Here is a 17,689-nt window from a genome sequence, read left to right as displayed (position 1 = left end):
AGTAACAGCGGAAGCGATGGGGTGTCTACTCCAAAACTCTTCACTCATGTAGATGTAACAGCGGAAGTAGTGGGGTTGGCATCTACCTGTCTCCTCCTCATCTCCGGTCAATTGAACAGCGGAAGCGGTGGGGTTGCTTCTACGGCGACGCCCCAAGAAGTTCATTGAGGGTCGTGCGCCTCACAGATCGGATAGCGGTGAGGACGTTCCTGATCGACGCCCACGCGAGCTCCTGGACCGGCTTCTTCGAGCGCGACACGAGGTCAAGGACGGCGTCGAGGTTCGTCTCCCCCGTAGAACGTGTCGACTCGCCGATAATCGCGCGACTAGGCACGTTGTACCGCACTGGAGAGTGGCCCACACGGCCGTAGTTCGAGTACGTTGAGCGACTAGCGAGCTGTTGGTAGTTGACCTCGGGCCACCGCCTCAACACTTCAACTCTCCTTCGGGAATCCCACCCCTGAAGGGGTGGGAGGAGATTAACGTCTCAACTGAGTACAAACTTAAACAAAATATCCACGAGCTCGCCAACCTTCTGGGTTAACATACTTGTCCCGTGGGTACTGAGTACTACAAACTCAATGGTCAAGATCCCTAATTCCCTTCGCTCTCTGTTCAGCGCTCCAATCGAAGAGCAAGATGGGACGTACATTATTGAAGTTCCTTCGAGTGAAGTCGATCATGAAGCGTTGTCAGCTAACGAAACGTATCGCGTAGCGATTCTTGAGTCTCCTGCCTCGACAGAGTCATCGATGCAACAGGGGCCACAGCAACCGCCTTCTCAGGAGACCGTGAGTCGCGCCCCGTCAGAACCCCCTGTCGATGAAGGCGAAGTGCGTGATGTAACAATTGAGACTGTCGGCGATCAGGGCGACGGTATTGCAAAAGTCGAACGTGGCTACGTCGTGATTGTCCCCGGTTCCCAACCCGGTGACGAGCCGACCGTCGAAATCGAGCAGGTTCAGGAGAACGTCGCGTTTGCGGGCATCGTCGATAGCGATCCGCGAGCACTCTAATTGTTATCCCCCGTAGGTCGGCCTTCTTCTCGGTAAACCATTGGTGCTGAGAAGGCTCCGTTCCAGTTGGTCTGATAGAGAGATCCTCGCCCACCAAGTAGTCGAAAAAGTGAGTGAGGGATCCGCGGCCGTTCCAACAGGGAGATCGACAACAGCACCTTAGCGATGTTTATCGCCCCAGAAGAGGTGAAGGGGCTGATCAGTTGTTCCCTTCGGAGTTATCGATGGCAACGAGAGACATCTATACGACGGCGGTCGACGAAGACGTCCAGACGACTGCAACTGACTGTCCGGACTGTGGCGGTCGTATTCGACAGACCGGCCGCGAAACGATCTGCGAGGACTGCGGACGTATCCTCAAGAACAACCACTTGGATCGAGGGCCTGACTGGGGCCGAAGCGACGACGGAGACTCTCAGAAGCGGACCGGCGCACCACTGACACCGACACGCCACGATCGAGGCCTCTCTACCGAGATTGGATACAAGCAGGACGGAAACGGAAACACCCTCTCGAGCACAAAGCGAAGACGGCTGAATCGATTGCGTCGCGAACAGTCCCGCGCACAGTGGCAGTCGAAAGCAGAACGGAACCTCGCCTATGGTCTCAGCGAAGTGCGGCGGATTGTCGCGAGTCTCGGTCTGGCAGACAGTGTCCGAGATCAGGCGTGTGCGCTCTTCCGCCGTGCACAGTCCGAACACCTCTGTCACGGACGATCGCTCGAGTCAGTGGCCGCAGCCAGCGTCTACGCAATCGCTCGCTGTAACGGACTCGGACGATCCCGGGCAGAAGTTGCGTCCAGTGCCCGCTGTGAGCAGAGTAGACTTACCACTGCCTACGACGCGATGAACGTCGAACTCGAGTTACCGACACAGCCGACTTCGGCAGCAGATCGCATTCCGAAACTTGCGACGGACCTCGAGGTCCCAGATCAGGTTCGTCGACGAGCGTTCGAACTCGCACAGAGAGCGAGGGAAACTGGGCTCACGATCGGCTGCCGGCCGAGTGGTGTCGCAGCGGGGTGTCTCTATCTCGCTGCCCAGCGGGTCGGGTTGTGTCTTTCTCAAAGCGGATCGCCGACATTGCAGGAACATCGCCGAATACGCTTCGAAGCCGTCGGGATGAGTTACTCGAGATTAGAGGCTAAGAATGGTATACTCGGGCCAGGCGATTGTGATATGTCGATGCTGATGGGATTGGTGGGAGGACTCCCTACATTTCACGAGAGGCAGCAAAAGACAGTGATACTCAGACAACTCTCTTACCCCCACCCCCCCCACTTTTCATGAGAGTTTGTCTAAGGCTTAGATTGAGGAAATAAACACAGGCATAGCTACAAAGTCCATATAATCGGGATGTACTAGCTATAATGCAGTACGGTTCCATTTTCTACCATAGGCTCTTATAATTTTCTCTCAGAATAATTCTCATCGAGTTCTCCGACTACTCAGAGTGAGAACACTCGTGAAAAGTGGGGGTGGGAGTACAGGCTAATCCGACTACTCATGAAACAGATGAACTCGTGAACCAGTGGTTTTATGATGATTCTACAACCAGATGCTATTGATGGGACTTGAGCCGTTCACACCTGATTCAACAATCTTTCAGGATGAAAACGTCCTCCGAGATGGCTACCAGCCAGATACGTTGATCGAGCGAGATGAGGAACTCAAGGCATATCAATCAGCACTGCGTCCCGTTGTCAACGGCGCACAACCGAAAAATCTCTTTCTCTATGGACAAACGGGCGTGGGAAAAACATTAGCGACTCGCATGGTTCTCGAACGGCTCAAATCAGACCTCAAGCCGATGTCCAACGTTGAGCTTGAAACAATTTTCTTGAACTGTAAGTCACTCACGTCAAGTTATCAAGTATCCGCTCATCTGGTCAACAAATTTCGGTCTCCAGACGACCAGATCAAGACGACCGGATATCCATCAGGGATGATCAATCAGATGTTGTGGTCGGCAATCACTGAACTCGATACAACACACTGCTTGATCGTCCTTGATGAAGTGGATTCAATCGGGAACGACGACGATATTCTCTACCAGGTTCCTCGATCGAACGATAACGGTCACGTCGAGGAAACACAGGTCGGTGTCATTGGCATTTCAAACGATTTTACCTTCCGAGATAATCTTTCTGCGCGGGTCAAAGATTCACTCTGCGACGAGGAAATACTGTTTTCACCCTACAACGCGAATGAGCTACGACGAATTCTCGAGCAACGTGCAGATAGTGCATTTCGTGATGGTGTCCTCGATGACGGCGTCATTGAATTAACTGCAGCGTTTGCTGGCCAGAGTAGTGGCTCTGCACGACAGGCACTCCGTCGGTTATACAAAGCAGGTGATCTTGCTCGAGACGAAGAATCTGGTACTGTCACAGAAGACCATATTCGTGCCGCTGACGAGGCGGTCGAGCGTGACAAGGTTCACGAAGAACTGGTCAGTGTACCTGCACAGTCAAAACTCACTCTCTTTGCGTTATTGATACTTGAGGCGGAAGACGAGTTGCCGGCAAAACGGTCTGCGATATACGGACGGTATCAGATGGCCGCTCGGAAGATCGGTGCCGATGTGCGAACCGATCGAACGGTTCACGATCGGCTCTCGCAATTGACGCTCAAGGGCTTCTTGGACGTTGAAGAAAAGAACAAGGGGCCAAAGGGCGGCTCATACTACCAATATGAGTTCAGTATCAGGCCCGACCTCGTAGAAGAGGCATTACGTGAGGATTCGCGTATGAATGGATTATTTGAATAGCTTAAGCGGACTACGGACGCTTAGTCATAGTCCTAGAAAGAGTGATTCGAAATCATCGTGTAGTGCTTATCCCTTCACTGAAAATCAGGCGTGTCTCGAAAGATATTGTCACTAAAATCGAGAGGTGCTTATCGGACAGTATCAGAACCTTAGAACTGACTCAAATCCAGCTACAAGTCTAAATGTTGGGCGTTTGAAAATCGGAATAGAGAACAGATGCAGCGAGTACAGCGGGATCCACTCGAGCGTCGATTCGAGTTCGTTTTTTCTCCCCCTAAGGGGTGAGGGGCGTTCCGGAATGGTGCGTCCGTCATCAAGAACAATGACTACGAACGACTGTTCGCCGGTGTCCTTCGATGATTCGGACACCAGACGTGAGGAGATGCACAGTACGATGGAAGCCTGGGTCGAAGACCCCGTCGACGAGGTTGATGACGCAGTCTCAAGTGAGCAGTTCCAAGAGTGGCTCGATGTCCAGAGTTGCTTTCACGATTACTCCTACCGAAATACGCTGCTGATTACTCGCCAGTGTCCGAACGCGACTCGTGTCGCCGGTTATCGGACGTGGCAAACCGAATTCGACCGCCATGTGAAGGAGGGCGAAAACGCGATCTGGATCTGGGCACCGATCATCGCAAAGCAGTGCCCCGAGTGTGAAAACTCGCCGTCGTACCACGATCAAAGCGACTGCGAATACGACGAGACAGCACCCGAAGAGTGGTCGAAAGGACTCGTGGGCTTCCGGCCAGCGCCCGTCTTCGATATTTCCCAAACTGAGGGAGAGCCACTCCCCGAACTCGAGACCGATGCGAGTGGAGATGCCGACGAACTGCTCCCAGTGCTTCTCGAGGTGGCCTCATCACTCGACGTAGATGTAGAGGTCGTCTCCCCAACGGAGTGGACTCACGGCGACGCCAAAGGCATCTGTCAGTATCGCTCTCCTGCAGAACGATCACTGGTCGAGGTCCGAAATCGTGAGAACAGCGCAGCTCTCGCTGTGACACTCGTCCACGAATACGCCCACGCGCGCTTGCACGATGACGTCACCGACGAGATTAACCGCTCGAAACACGAACTCGAGGCCGAGAGAGTCGGTTATATCGTCGGGCGGTACTTCGGGCTGGATACGAGCGGGTCGGCGTTCTATCTGGCCGCGTGGGAGGGCGACGAACCAGCGGCAATCTTCGACCGACTCGAACGGATCAGTTCGACAGCGGCAGAGATCATCACTGTCGTCGACGAGGAGATGGTGAATGAGTGAGCGAAATCTCCTCCTCGAGATCGTCACTGCACTCGAAGAGCGGGGGCTCGGTCATGACGAGTACCAATTGCAACGGGTGATCGACATCGAAGCGCTCAAGCAACTCGTCGACTCAGCAGGTGCCGATCTCGAGGTCAGATTCTCGGTTGGTGAGTTTCGTCTCTGCGTGACGCAGTCCAATGTGCAGGTCCTTGAGGGTCCGGAGTAGGAGAACCAGCTAGGGTATCCTCGACTCATTTGTTCACTCCCTAAATTTCATCCCATAGTGGGAAGAATATGCTAGTAGGTACGTATGCATATTGATTGCTCGTCAGAATACCCCAGCTTGATACTTGAGGATCCTGACTGTGAACTCTAATAGTGGTTTTTCATCGCTTGCAAGGTTATTGTCAGAATCGCTCCACCTTCGAGATCGAACGTAGCGTTCGGAAGAGAAACATCATACTCTTCCGCAAATACGACCACTGGTTGAAGGTTCCGATCAGATAGACGTCGATCGAGGGATGGTAAAGTACTAAGTCAGCTGGGAGGCCGAGGAGTGTGATAATTATAACAATGAGCATGTTTATCTGTCGAGACCAGGTTTATAGCATTAAGATACAATATCTATCATGCTATGAATGACCAAACCCAACGCACTGGCAAGCCCACGTTCGGGTTTAATCGTCCTACTGCCCTCTTTGTCGTCTGGCTGGGAATCAGTGGTGCCATAATTGGGCTTGCTCTGATAGATGTGGTAAACGAGGGATTCGAAGAGGCTTGGCTTTTCTTGCTCAGTGGCCTTCTCGTTCTCTGGTTTATCCTCCGTGACTGGTTCGTCCATGATGGTGGGGAGTTCGTCAGTCGGGCGGATGACCTGACATTTCTCGGCCTTACGGGGTTCGTCCTGATTGTGACGCTCTGGGTCCTCATGGTACAGTTCGTCCTGTAACTGATACGGGGGCGATTCCGGCGCCCGCCGGTTGATTCCCCGGAATGATCCTGGACCTACATGGCAACCGGTATGCTTTGGTGTCGAGCAATTGATGGATAGAACCGTGCCAGCTACCACTGGAAACGCTAGGGCGTGTATCTCGCGGCCGTAGATAGCGTCGAGTAACCATTTTACGTCGCCCTCGGAGACCCGGTTATAGTTATCTCAATCCCGAACGTCGGACGCCAACGATGCTGACAACCAGCGATTGTTAATAGCATGCACACTTGAAGTAGCGTACGCGGTGATAAAGCATGGCTCAGAACAACCCTTACGGGATCGAGACTACTCAAGAGAACGGTCTCTAATCATGTCTGTGGATGGGAGTCGGATCCGGAACGTCAGGATCGTTCATCCGTCGATAGACGATGCAGTCGATGGGCTCGCCGGGCACGTGGCAGTTGCGTTCGGTGCCATTGTCGGATGGCTTGTGCTTCAAATCGCCCTGACGACGGTGTATATCGCAGTATTCAGAGGAGGATCACCAGACGTGTCGGACGGTGTTGCGTTTCTCATAGTTGGAGCCACACTGATCGTCGTGATGGCGATCCTGTGGTGGTGGCTCGACCCTCGAGAGTGGACGGCTGCGTTCCCGTTTCGGTCCCCAAGCGCGACCGAAGTCGGGTGGGCACTCGCGTTCGTCCCCCTCGGATTCGTCACGGTCCAGTTCGTGACGGCGGCAATGGCCCCACTCGGATTCAATTTTACAGGGCCGAACTACGACCTGACAGACCCGGTGATTGCAGCGGGCGTGCTCGTCGGCCCGCTGCTCCTTGCACCCATCTTCGAAGAAGCGCTCGTCCGGGGATTGCTCCTCGGATCGCTGCTCGACAGGGGGCTGTCGCCCACCGCCGCTGGCCTCGTGACAATCCTCGTGTTCGCAATTCCACATATCTGGCTCGGTGTTGCAGGAGTGGTCGGATTGGCCGCGTGGGCAGTCTTCCCGACGATCCTCCGTTTCCGGTTCAACAACCTCACTGGCGCGGCCCTCCTTCACTTCCTCAACAACGTCATTGCATACGTCGTTCTGGTCACGTTCTCCTTCTGAAAACCAGTCTCAATCCATCATACTGGCCGCAGGGATATGATAGTTCAGAATCAGCCTGGATCAGGTGCGGCGGACCCGTTGTCGCAACTGTTTGCCGAACCGGTAGAGCGGGGTGAAGACGAGGGTATCCGTTGTGAGGCTGGAAAGCAGCAGAAATTGGTTGCGGCGTTCTTTTCCACCCCAGCTTCGCCTCTCTCATCAGAGATCCCACTTCTCGATATTACAGACTTCAAAGATAAGCAGATCAAACTCGGCTACGGCGTCGGAACCGTTGGTCTGAGTCTCAGCCCCGTGGCATTCGGCCGCCACTACACTAGTAGTGATATTGACCCCATATTTCTGATTTGGTTTCTGGGAACGGTTGCATTTTTCACAGTTCTTTCCGAAGGGCAGTGTCTAGTTAGGCCAGTTTGGGGAACGAGCAGGTCGTGGAGTTAGTTTGGAATGATGCTCGCAGACCTGCTCAGCGAGTGCTACGCGGCGGAATTTGATGAAGCTTGGGAGCGTGAGCGGACGGCGACGCCCGTCAGGGTGTTCGCCGTCCGACTCCACGCGACCGGTTGTTCTCTCCGAGAGACACAAGCAATTCTTCGCTTGATTGGCGTAGAACGCACTCATCAAGCAATCTGGTACTGGGTGCATCGGCTGGCTGACAGCGTCCCAGACCCGCCGTCGGCTTCGCCGTCGCGGGTCGCTATTGATGAAACCGCTGTCAAGATTAACGGCGACTGGTATTGGGTGTACGCTGCAATCGACCTAGACTCACGGCTTATTCTTGATGTTGCAGTGTTTGGACGGCGGGGAACCGATCCAGCCGCTGCGTTCCTGCATAAATTGACCGAGAAACACGATCTCTCCAACACTGTGTTTCTCGTCGATGGCTACGGCTATCTGACTGCCCTCTCTCGATTGGGGTTGAGCGGTCAGCTCGACTATGTCGATCGAAACCTGATCGAAAAGTGGTTTCATACCTTAAAGATGAGAATTGACCGCTTCCACAACTCATGGGTGGGCAGTCGAGCGAGCGTCAGAGACTGGCTTGAACAGTTCGCACACTATTACAATACACAACGACCGCACCAATCACTCAACGGACAGACGCCAGCGGAGGTACTAAACTAGACAGTGCCTTCCGAAGTAAGATGTCAAACAGTGTCTAACACAGGGAACTAATTTCGAAAAACAGTGGCGTCGAACGCAGGTTTCTGCCGCTATGGGAGACTCAGTTCCTGTATCGGTGTGAACCAAGAGTTTGAGACTATGTATTATATATCAGTACTGCCCAAAATGGGTGTATGGATCGGGAAATCCTCTATCATTTGTCGATGGGAATTATCGGGACTGTCTTTGCTATAACCGGTCTGTGGAATATTTCATCAATGGGAGTTAGCCGTAGTGCCTTCCTTATGGTAATAGGAGGGGTCGTCTTGGTTGTATCGACCGCTCTCCAATGGACGAGCCCCTCGGAATTCGATCCGGGACGATCCGCTTGGATCAGTGGGATTGGCGCGTTGTTAGTCCTTACTGGGTCACTGATGTCTTTCCTTCTATGATGGGGCCGTGCACTGCTACGGAGACACGGCTGGTTCCCTTCACGGCAGACAGGGTTCAGGGGTGGTGAAAACGCTATTTCTGTAAATAGAACGGTAACCCCGTATAGTCGGAACGTCCGTAGTCGGTGTACTCTAAGAGCAACTGGGGAACGAGGACACCATTGACCTCCTCCACGCCCTTCAGGGCGTGGAATCCGACCATCTGATTTCCGCCAGGTGTGGCGTTCGAGGTTCCAGCCCGCACTCAAGGGGAACCGGCAGCATACCGGGGGAACTCTCGTTTCCTCCCCTGTATAGGGCTGTGGCCCGGTCAAACAGGCCCCGTCGAATACCATGTCATCGCCGTGCGAACCACCGCTGGTTCGCCATCCTTTGTGGTTCAGGAACGGCATCTCACGGTATTCGTCGCACTCTATGCTACGACGCACCACACTAAAACAGTTTTGATGGAAATCCGTTCCGGCCATCTACGATAGTTGGTCGGATAGGCCTACCGCTCGACCCGCGCCTGAAGACGCGGGTATGCGCTATCGTTCTGTATCAACCCCGCCGATCCGGGAGCATGTCCACTTGCTTCCAGCAGATACTGCTCCTCATCGGCCTGGTTCCCGGTGACTGGTACAATGGTTTGTACCGGAGCGGGGGCTGATCACGTTTTATTGGCGGGTCTGGACAGGTCGGTGAGTGCGTCAGCGGTGACTCCGTCAAGATCAGCGGTTGTTACTGGCCTGAGTACGACAGTGGTGTGGATATCTCACTGTGTTGATCGACGGACTGCCGCAGTGATCTCTGTTGCCGGTCGAAGCTGAATCGACGGAATGAACGTGAGCGGTCCATCAGCGGTTACATCAAGGGTGACGCGGCCGACCATTGTTGCCAGGGCCAGCGTCAGCTCCTGGCGAGCGAAGTCGTTACCGATACAGCTCCGGGGACCGCCGCTGAACGGGAAGTACGCATATTCTGGGCGGTCAGTAGTGGTGGTCCATCGGTCAGGATCAAATGTTTCGGGATCGTCCCAGAATCGTTCATCCCGATGGGGGATCCACTGCGGGATGAGAAACTGGGCACCCTCGGGTAACTCGTAGCCATCCAGCGTCACGCGTTCGACGGCCTGCCGGTTGATACCCGTTGTCGGCGGGTACAATCGAAGGGTCTCTGCGACAACGTGTTGTGTGTACTCGAGATCAGCGTACTCATCGATCGACGACCGGTCACCGGTGACGACCCGGTCGGACTCCTCACGGAGTGATTCATACACGTCGGGATGGTCGTCCAGAAGATACCAGATCCGGGTGAGTGCACCAGACGGTGACTCGTGGCCCGCCAGCAGGAACGCAACGAGGTTGTGACGGACCTCTGCCAATGACAGTTCCCCGTCCTCAGAGGCGTTGAGCAACAGTGCACATACATCCTCGCTGGCATCTGTCTCCTCCGCTTGCCGTTCGGCAATGAGGTCGTCGACGAACGTGTCGAGGCGCTGGACCGTGCGACGAAACGACGCTCCGTCGGTGTCGGTATCCAGTCCGGGAGCAGCTGGCCGGGTCTGCGGAAGTTTGTTCGGTCAACGAAGGCGTCTGCAGCGTCAATGACCACGTCCTCCTGTCCGCGAATATCCTGGTTGAGAAGTGTCTCGCCTAAGATCTGAACTGTGAGACGGCGCATCTCTGGGTGGAGAGCGAATTCCGCACCGTCGTCCCACTCGTCGACAAACCGGGCTGTCACAGCCGCCATGCGGTCGCCGTAATTCGTGATACTCTCACGGGTGAACGCCGGATGGGCCGCCCGCCGGAGGCGTTTCCACCGGGCGCCCGTTGCGGTTGTCATGGCATTGTCTTCGACGCCCTCGAAGGTGTCCTGCTGTTCCGGGCCGATCGTGAACTTGTGCTGATCCTTGACAAGGATTTGCTTGATGAGTTCCGGGTGGGTGACCATATACATGGGCTCTCCCAGAAACTGAAGGCGAACGAGGTCACCGTGGGCTGCCCAGGATTCCATCGCACTGACTGGGTCTTGGGAAAAGGACAGGCCGTTACCGAGGAGCGGGATACCCTTCGGCGACGGTGGGACCTCCGTCTCACTCATAGTCGTCTCTTCCCGGTGTACCGTCTTAATTCTCATCCGCCGTGTCCGAAGTAGATTTCCTGGAGATGAGTCCAACAGAACTAGCTGATTCTGTGCTGGTCATTCAAGCGGCTGAAAAAGCTGGTTCCCACACAGGGGATACCTGTATGATCACCGCTCTAGTTCCCAGTCCTGCGTATCGGCATCATCCTCCTCCGACGCATCGGTGGCTGCTTCCCTCTGGGAAGCGGGATCACTGAGATCACAATCGGTACGCTCAGCGGTCAATGACTGAAACCGTGAACTCTGCAATCAAGCGCTCGCACGGCGTAGCCGAGCGAGCGCGTACCTGGTATCGAGAGTTCCACGAAATCGCCCTGATGTGTGTCGTCTATAACATCAAGCGGGCCGTCAAACAGTGAAATCCAACGCCGTATGGCGATTCAACACAGCCGTTTGGTGAGTATCCCCGGCCATGCCTTCGCTGTTCAGTTCGCAGATCTACTGAGTGGATAGTTCACCTGTTTCGGCGTGAAACAAATGATGCATCCTCTATATCTCGCACGCCGTTTCTGTCAGATAATGACCCTCTCCCCAGTCTTGTAGAATACTGAATCCATCAATCGACGGTTGAAGCACCACTAGGAACGTGAACGGCGAGAACCTCTCGCTGCTTCAAAGTGGTTGTCAGACCAGAGGCACCGACTTGTGGCGTTGTTTCTCTCTTCAAGGGGTGAGAGGATTCTACGATGTCAGAGCATAACCCTACTAACGAGCCGCTGACGCCGCAACAGCGTCTCGAACCACCGAATCCCCGTCTCATTGATGCGGGAATCGTGACGATCAACGACATAGAGACACTTCGGGCGTGTGTCGCGTATGAAAACCAGCACCAGCAGCGCCTTCCGATCCTCAAACAGCTAGCCCAACGAGCAGAAGAGCTTCGCGACGAGTCATGATTGGTCGGCGCTCGAACGCCACCGTGGCCGTCTCGTTATCGACTGTTTCGTTGTCCGAACCGGAGTGCAAATGCAAGAGATCGAAAACAGAATCGGGGATTACTTACTATATCTTGATAATGTCCTTATAGGTAAACACAGTTATGCCAATAAGAGTGTACAACCATTATGGTCCTTCCGGTAATTATTGCTAGTGTGGCAAATAATAATATTCAACACAGACCTGAGTGGTATCGTCGGGGGTTCATGAGGGCGGCCGGAGCAGCCACGATACTTGGGGGGCAAACCGGTATTGCTGGGGCACAGGAAAGCGAAAATAGGGCAGTCCAAGAGTCACCAGACGCCACAGAGCGTATCACCGGCGCTGAGCGGCTTTCGGTACGGGATTTTCACGAAGAGAACTATGAAATCGTCCACGCTCATCGCCGCAAGGAGGCGGTCGAAACCCTTCTGAAGGATCCGGAGGTCAACAACGTTGCACGGGAGTGGATCGCACATTTTGTTGGGTACGAACCACTCTCTAATCATCTCGACGCGATCAGCATTCAGGGCCCGACAGATTACGCCGTTGAAGGTGGGGTCGACCAGGGAATGTGGGAGGTCACGGCGAGGAATCGACAGGCGATATTCGGCCTCGTTGATCGTCGTCGCAACGAACTCGTCGCACTCCAAGTCACCGACCCGACCGATGTGTCATGGCAGGAGGAATATTCGCAAGAGGAGCTCCAGCGGGTGCGGGTTATGCTCGAGAACCCGGATGTGCAAGACTTCGCGCAGGACAGAGACACATGGCCGTTATTCAAGGTCGCCGAGGATATTTTGCTTGGAAGGACAGACCCCATGGTGAGGTTTCATCGCTTATCTTCTATGGGGTTGGTGGAGATGGGGTTTCGGTAGCGGTTGGCTATGTCGACGTGACCGATTCGGCAAACCCCGAGTTGGTTGATCTACATTTCGTCGAGGACTTCGTGCGATATCCGGTCCAGAAGATGGCCCGACAGATCTCGCCTGATGATCAAACAGCCCTCGGGGAGGTGTCATCTGTTCCCACAGAGAAGCGACCGCTCAAGACGGCCCAGAACGGATACCATCGATTCGAGTTGGTGCCCGAGGAATCATTCGAGCAGGACAACTGGCAGATTGAATGGGAGCCCCCCGAAACGATGGGGGTAACGTTCTACGGTGACTACAACGGAAAGCCGGTCTTTCGGACCATGAACGCCATGGCTACCCCAACGGGCTATAACTTACCGCCCCGAGAGGGTCGAAATACGGTCGACTGGTTCTTCCCAGACCATGAACCCGTGTTCACCGGTCACCACCTGTACTGGGACGTCCATAGCATCCCGTTTGGGGGCCCAGGTCAGCTCGGAAAGATCGACTATCCCGAACGTAGAGGTCACCCGTCGGGGTTCCAGTTCCGGACCCACTACCATACTGGTGCTCAGGGACGGGGGAGCGTCGACTTCCACTCGGGGGCACAGTTCGGACCGTACAACTACAACATCTCCTACGAATTTTCAGCGATGGACGCATCATACCGATCTGGCGTCGGCACGGGCCAGGGCATGAGGTTGAGGCGCTCAGGAACTACGCGGTACCGGATGACTGGGAGGGGGAGGAAAATGTCGTTATGCAGTACCTCCACTTCACGGCACTCGAGGTTACCCCTGGGACGACCGAGGGAGTCCAGACCCAAGTCTTCGATGGTGACCAGTGGCTCACCCCTGAAGAGGAGTTCTACCTTGAGGGTGAACCTGGACAGAAGGTCCGGTTCTCAAACCCGAACGGAAGCGAAAAAATCGACGTCCCGATGAATCGTGATCTGGAACTCGTCGTGGTCCAACCCAACTCTAACGAGATCGGACCAATGGGCTCTCAAAAGACGCGGTCCGAGGACTTAGAGGCTGAACTCCAGTTCTACCATCCGGCGCAGTACGTCGATGGTGATTCCATCCAGAATCACCAGGTGATCGCCTGGCTCATCATGGAAGGTTCGGTGGGTGAGATGCCCCATCCTGCCGGTGCAACTGGATATGTAGCCCAGGCGGAGTTACAGGTCAAGGACTACGATAACTGAGCCTACTATCAACTCACCTCTTCGACGTTCTCTCATCTTCGCGGCTAGGCCCCCTCATTCGAGAGTTCGATTCCTCACCTCGGATCGTGGGCTACCCGAATTCACTGTACCAATATCAAGGCCGTCACTCTGCCTCGGGGGAGGCGGTGAGGCAGAGCCGGACTCGAGAGAGCAACAGATTGCCCTGTTGAATGGGTTTTTTACATCCCATCAACGAGAGAGAATTGTAGCGTAGGCCGGTTTGTTTAGCAGCCATGGATAGCGTACTTATCTGGCTTGGTGGCGAGAATGAAGAGTGATTTCTGAGATGTTGTCCTTCGACCTCTCGTTCGTGGCTGTAGCACACCTACCCCGACGCCGCACCCCTATCCAACAGAGAAAACTCAACGACAATCGACTCCTGATTGCTGTCTGTCACTGTCATCTCTGATCCCTCTACCTCGCGCGAGGATGCCGTGACGGCGACTCGGATCACGCTTGAGTCACCCAGACTGTCGGACAGAACTACGTGAAGATTGGTCGCTCCGCTGCGGCCGTCGCCCGTGGAGATGGCCGCGAATTCGCGATCAACTTCGTATTGACTTCTGTCGGACAGTATCAGCCAGCGCATTGAGCCGGGTCAGGCAGAGAACCTCGCAGCGCAACTTCCCAGAGAAGTTGGGATATTTCTCACAGATGTAGACACTGTCGAGAGATTCGAATGGGATGAGTTCATCGACCGGATTGTCGAGAAAGGAAATTACAGCCCTGAGGATGAGCAAGCAGATGCTGTTCACCATGCGCGGGTCGTGATGGATGTCGTGGACGACGCGATCATCGACAACGCGATCGAGAACCTTCGTGATCAGATCTCCTCCGCTGACGACTGGAACAAGCTCTTTGTACTGGTCGATCAAGAGGAGAAGACCATCACCGAAGAACAACGTTCAGAGTGATCAACACCGGACACACTCGCATACTGAAAGTGTGGCAGTTAGTAGTTGCAACTGATCCCTCCTCTACATTTAAAATAGGTCTTTTGTCACCATCAGCCGTAACGCAGCTATGTCTACGACTGACGAAGCGGTTGCTGACTTGGAAAAATTGGGCTTGACGGAATACGAAGCGCGCTGCTTCGTTGCACTCACTCAGCTTTCGAAGGGGACTGCGAAGGAGGTCAGCCAAGTTGCGGAGATCCCGCGTTCACGAGTCTACGATACCATTGAACGCCTCAATAAACGGGGGTTCGTCGTGGCCCAGGAATCCGAGCCGCGTGAATACAAAGCCGTCCCGATAGAGATGGCGATGCGACGAATCAAGGAAGATTACGACTCTCGTATCAACGCAGCTGAGAATTCCTTACATCAGGTCGAAGAACCGGAGTCCAAGGACGATGAAGGGATGTGGGCGATTACGCAACCGGACCGCGTCACCGATCGTATTTGCACGTTTCTCGACGAGGCCGAGGAGCAAATACGGTTTCTCATCGCCACAGAGGACGTTATCGATCAACGAATTCTCACATCTCTCCAACAGGCCACTGACCGTGGTGTGCGTGTAATCATCGAAGTGGCAAACGAAGACATCCACGATCGCCTCCACGAGGCCGTACCGGACGCCGAAGTTACTATTGCCGCTGATCTCGCGGACACGAATTCGGTCTACGCCGAATGGCCGGGCCAACTTCTCATGGTGGATAAGCAATCAATCGTCGCAGGTAGTATCGAAGAGAGCGATCTGCCTGACGTGACCCAAGAGGTCGCAGTATGGACGTATGGGCACGATCACGGGTTCGCTGCATGGATGCGGGAACTGCTCGATAATCGACTCGCTAATCTAGATATTGAAGCATGAGCATGCTTATTGATTGTTAGGGAGATGTAACCTTCAACGAAAATTGTCAAATCAAAATTCAATAATTGTGTGTGAGAAATGAGACCATCTCTTTATTACCAAGCAGAAGTATTCGCTGGTAATGGATTCGCAGGACGAAGAACTCATTCGACTACTTACAGATGCCACTAATCGGGCGGTTTTGACCGTTCTCACTGATGCTTCCTACGGACTTTCTGTGACCGAGATTGCTGAACAACTCGTTTCAGAGGACGAAGGGAATAGTGAGCAGATGGTTATCTCGCTCCATCACAACTATCTGCCTCGACTTGACGAAGCTGGGCTGATCAAGTATGACCGAGATGAAAACATCGTCACCAGCGAGAACTACTTAACAAGTGATGCTGAGTGGATGGATATAGACGTACTCGACGACCTGCTCTCTCGGTTCAGACCAGGTCACAGAACGGACGAAAGCACCGTTAGACGACTTGAGGGGTGCGAAGAGGTGTACGACTACTGCCGGGAGTTGGCTGATAGAGCCGATGACGAACTGTTTCTGATTTACACCTCCGACGAACTACTTGACGAGAGTTGTCTCCCCCATGCGGAGAGCGCTATTAAGCGGGGAGTTGAACTCTATGCCGGGATGAAAGGCCGAGAGGCTCGGGAGTTCTTCCGAGATCATCTTCCAGAAGCGACGATATGGGACCCCCAGATGGACTGGATGTATGAACAGTCGAGTTATCCCAAGGTAAGTCGGCTGATTGTCGCTGATCGGACAAAGGTCGTCGTTGGTCTGTGGGACGAAGATACTGATGGGACGAAAACGGAGATTGCAATGATTGGTGAAGGAACGACCAATCCCTTGGTTGTCCTGACCCGTGAACTGCTCGGTCCTCGATTAGATCATCTCGATTACCAGAGTGACGAACTCCTTGAAATCTTCCGTTTGAAAGCTGACCACCAATATTCGCTGTGAGGAATGAGTTCGATAATTGCTTGACCTGTACTTACCGCGAGTATCTTGGAATGAAGGAATCGTGCTACATCTCCTAATAACGTCGCAACCGTGATGTCATATTTATCACCCCTGACAAGGGTGCGGGGCAGTTGAACTGTCCTGAGAGAGCGTATGAATTCTGAGCGACAGCACCCACGAGACCGTGGTATTGATCGAACACCAACTCATCGACAGACCTCTTTCCCACCCTGGTGTGACCTCAAGTCGCGAGTCCCGAACGACCGAAGTCGGGAGTCACTCATCTCATTCATCGAGTGTGTTCTTGTCGAACTCACACATGCAGATGTCGGTGCCGAGTATCGGTCGTCGAACGTCTGGGGAATTAAACTGACGCGGTACATCGCCGCCGAGACGACCGGACAGCTATTCAGGAAGTGCCATTATGACGAACGGCTCGGCTGGCACGAGCAGACGATGTCTCGGCAGGACGTGCGTGATGAACTGATCAACCGGCTCGCACGACCCGCGTCACTGACGACGAGTCGGAGCCATGCTGCTCCCGTTGAGAATCCCGACACGTTCAGAGTAAAGCCAACGTGGCAACTGTGAACAGGTCAACGGATCGGCGAAAAGTAATCAGCAGTCGTCAGTACTCCAGCCTGTTGTTGAATATAGATCTCTGACTCCAGTACGCATCACGCAGTGTCTTCGACTTGACTGTGCTCCCACCAGCGAGTTTATTGGCGCCGTGAGGCACGAGGCGCGCTCAACAGTGAGCCGTCATGTGATAGCTGTGGAGTAGGCTGTCGGAGAAGAGCTCAGGAAACGGTGGTGTGGGAGAGGTGGGTATCCGTTCACCACTCACTCCTCTCTGTCCGCTGCCGTCCCTTTCTCCGCAAGATCTTTCCTCCGATCGCGGACTGTGCCTTCCGAATCCGCTTTAACACCTCTTTCTTGTCCGCCACATCCTGATCGGACGCCGACTCTACTCGCTCCACGAACGGCAGACTCGAGGTGCGTGGCAACGTCCCGCAGCTTCGCCATAATGTCCTTATCCGTCGTCAAACCGTTCACCATGCCTCACTGTCGCCGGAATCGTCACTATACTGTCCCAGTCCAATCTCCTCCACGATCTCATCCAGCGTCGTATACTAATGAATTTTGATCTATTGTTCAAGCTGAAGCAGCCGAGA

The 17,689-nt window shown here is 54.2% G+C and carries 14 protein-coding genes and 4 pseudogenes; 16 read left to right on the top strand and 2 right to left on the bottom strand.

Annotated elements, in window-relative coordinates:
• Window positions 1-170: 170 nt before the first annotated feature.
• Window positions 171-430 (bottom strand): annotated as a pseudogene (locus K6I40_RS27560) (DNA polymerase I); the annotation flags it as partial.
• 151 nt (window positions 431-581) lie between these two features.
• Between K6I40_RS27560 and K6I40_RS00835 the strand changes: the two are divergent.
• The 9 genes and pseudogenes from K6I40_RS00835 (at window position 582) to K6I40_RS00795 (ending at window position 8,189) form a co-directional block, all read left to right on the top strand.
• The gene (locus K6I40_RS00835) at window positions 582-1,016 is read left to right on the top strand and encodes a TRAM domain-containing protein (protein ID WP_222913164.1); all 435 of its coding nucleotides are present in this window, start codon (window positions 582-584) and stop codon (window positions 1,014-1,016) included.
• Between the two features lie 224 nt (window positions 1,017-1,240).
• Window positions 1,241-2,163 (top strand): annotated as a pseudogene (locus K6I40_RS00830) (transcription initiation factor IIB family protein).
• A 419-nt stretch (window positions 2,164-2,582) separates the two neighbouring features.
• Complete coding sequence (locus K6I40_RS00825; RefSeq protein ID WP_222913162.1) at window positions 2,583-3,785, top strand: orc1/cdc6 family replication initiation protein; 1,203 nt, start codon at window positions 2,583-2,585, stop codon at window positions 3,783-3,785.
• Window positions 3,786-4,107: 322 nt separating this feature from the next.
• Window positions 4,108-5,046, top strand: a complete 939-nt coding sequence (locus tag K6I40_RS00820) for an ArdC-like ssDNA-binding domain-containing protein (protein WP_222913160.1) — start codon at window positions 4,108-4,110, stop codon at window positions 5,044-5,046.
• A complete protein-coding gene (locus K6I40_RS00815; RefSeq protein ID WP_222913158.1) occupies window positions 5,039-5,254 on the top strand; it encodes a hypothetical protein in 216 nt (71 codons plus the stop codon). The genes K6I40_RS00820 and K6I40_RS00815 overlap by 8 nt, the downstream gene beginning before the upstream one ends.
• 408 nt (window positions 5,255-5,662) lie before the next feature.
• Entirely contained in the window at window positions 5,663-5,977 is a 315-nt protein-coding gene (locus tag K6I40_RS00810; RefSeq protein ID WP_222913665.1) for a hypothetical protein, read from the top strand.
• Window positions 5,978-6,509: 532 nt separating this feature from the next.
• A complete protein-coding gene (locus K6I40_RS00805; RefSeq protein ID WP_222913156.1) occupies window positions 6,510-7,067 on the top strand; it encodes a CPBP family intramembrane glutamic endopeptidase in 558 nt (185 codons plus the stop codon).
• 36 nt (window positions 7,068-7,103) lie between these two features.
• The gene (locus tag K6I40_RS00800) at window positions 7,104-7,505 is read left to right on the top strand and encodes a hypothetical protein (RefSeq protein WP_222913154.1); all 402 of its coding nucleotides are present in this window, start codon (window positions 7,104-7,106) and stop codon (window positions 7,503-7,505) included.
• Between the two features lie 6 nt (window positions 7,506-7,511).
• Complete coding sequence (locus tag K6I40_RS00795) at window positions 7,512-8,189, top strand: IS6 family transposase (RefSeq protein WP_222913152.1); 678 nt, start codon at window positions 7,512-7,514, stop codon at window positions 8,187-8,189.
• A gap of 1,185 nt (window positions 8,190-9,374) precedes the next feature.
• On the opposite strand, the pseudogene K6I40_RS00785 reads toward K6I40_RS00795, so the two are convergent.
• Window positions 9,375-10,702 (bottom strand): annotated as a pseudogene (locus K6I40_RS00785) (cytochrome P450).
• 248 nt (window positions 10,703-10,950) lie between these two features.
• Here K6I40_RS00785 and K6I40_RS00780 point away from each other — a divergent pair.
• The 7 genes and pseudogenes from K6I40_RS00780 to K6I40_RS00750 form a co-directional block, all read left to right on the top strand.
• Window positions 10,951-11,103: pseudogene (locus tag K6I40_RS00780) on the top strand (IS5/IS1182 family transposase); the annotation flags it as partial.
• Window positions 11,104-11,430: 327 nt separating this feature from the next.
• Complete coding sequence (locus tag K6I40_RS00775) at window positions 11,431-11,640, top strand: hypothetical protein (RefSeq protein ID WP_222913146.1); 210 nt, start codon at window positions 11,431-11,433, stop codon at window positions 11,638-11,640.
• A gap of 195 nt (window positions 11,641-11,835) precedes the next feature.
• The gene (locus K6I40_RS00770; RefSeq protein WP_222913144.1) at window positions 11,836-12,537 is read left to right on the top strand and encodes a hypothetical protein; all 702 of its coding nucleotides are present in this window, start codon (window positions 11,836-11,838) and stop codon (window positions 12,535-12,537) included.
• Between the two features lie 736 nt (window positions 12,538-13,273).
• Window positions 13,274-13,720: a hypothetical protein gene (locus tag K6I40_RS00765; RefSeq protein ID WP_222913142.1), complete on the top strand. Its 447-nt coding sequence runs from the start codon at window positions 13,274-13,276 to the stop codon at window positions 13,718-13,720.
• A 584-nt stretch (window positions 13,721-14,304) separates the two neighbouring features.
• Entirely contained in the window at window positions 14,305-14,655 is a 351-nt protein-coding gene (locus K6I40_RS28835; protein ID WP_222913566.1) for a DUF2267 domain-containing protein, read from the top strand.
• 109 nt (window positions 14,656-14,764) lie between these two features.
• Window positions 14,765-15,553 (top strand): helix-turn-helix domain-containing protein, encoded by a 789-nt coding sequence (locus K6I40_RS00755; protein WP_222913140.1) that lies wholly within the window; start codon window positions 14,765-14,767, stop codon window positions 15,551-15,553.
• A 121-nt stretch (window positions 15,554-15,674) separates the two neighbouring features.
• Window positions 15,675-16,514 carry an ArsR family transcriptional regulator gene (locus K6I40_RS00750; RefSeq protein ID WP_222913138.1) on the top strand — a complete coding sequence of 280 codons (840 nt, stop codon included), beginning with the start codon at window positions 15,675-15,677 and terminating at the stop codon, window positions 16,512-16,514.
• The last annotated feature ends 1,175 nt before the right edge of the window (window positions 16,515-17,689 follow it).

It is taken from the genome of Natrinema sp. SYSU A 869 (genome assembly GCF_019879105.1).
Taxonomy (GTDB): Archaea; Halobacteriota; Halobacteria; order Halobacteriales; family Natrialbaceae; genus Natrinema.
Note: the sequence above shows the minus strand (reverse complement) of the source record. Positions and strands in the feature narration are given on the sequence as shown.

Excerpts from the sequence above, each read along its gene's own strand:
- K6I40_RS00800 (WP_222913154.1), top strand. The coding sequence starts at position 7,104 with ATGATAGTTCAGAATCAGCCTGGATCAGGTGCGGCGGACCCGTTGTCG.
- K6I40_RS00750 (WP_222913138.1), top strand. The coding sequence starts at position 15,675 with ATGGATTCGCAGGACGAAGAACTCATTCGACTACTTACAGATGCCACT.
- K6I40_RS00825 (WP_222913162.1), top strand. The coding sequence starts at position 2,583 with ATGGGACTTGAGCCGTTCACACCTGATTCAACAATCTTTCAGGATGAA.
- K6I40_RS00835 (WP_222913164.1), top strand. The coding sequence starts at position 582 with ATGGTCAAGATCCCTAATTCCCTTCGCTCTCTGTTCAGCGCTCCAATC.
- K6I40_RS00810 (WP_222913665.1), top strand. The coding sequence starts at position 5,663 with ATGAATGACCAAACCCAACGCACTGGCAAGCCCACGTTCGGGTTTAAT.
- K6I40_RS00815 (WP_222913158.1), top strand. The coding sequence starts at position 5,039 with ATGAGTGAGCGAAATCTCCTCCTCGAGATCGTCACTGCACTCGAAGAG.
- K6I40_RS00795 (WP_222913152.1), top strand. The coding sequence starts at position 7,512 with ATGATGCTCGCAGACCTGCTCAGCGAGTGCTACGCGGCGGAATTTGAT.
- K6I40_RS00820 (WP_222913160.1), top strand. The coding sequence starts at position 4,108 with ATGACTACGAACGACTGTTCGCCGGTGTCCTTCGATGATTCGGACACC.
- K6I40_RS00765 (WP_222913142.1), top strand. The coding sequence starts at position 13,274 with ATGCAGTACCTCCACTTCACGGCACTCGAGGTTACCCCTGGGACGACC.
- K6I40_RS00755 (WP_222913140.1), top strand. The coding sequence starts at position 14,765 with ATGTCTACGACTGACGAAGCGGTTGCTGACTTGGAAAAATTGGGCTTG.
- K6I40_RS00775 (WP_222913146.1), top strand. The coding sequence starts at position 11,431 with ATGTCAGAGCATAACCCTACTAACGAGCCGCTGACGCCGCAACAGCGT.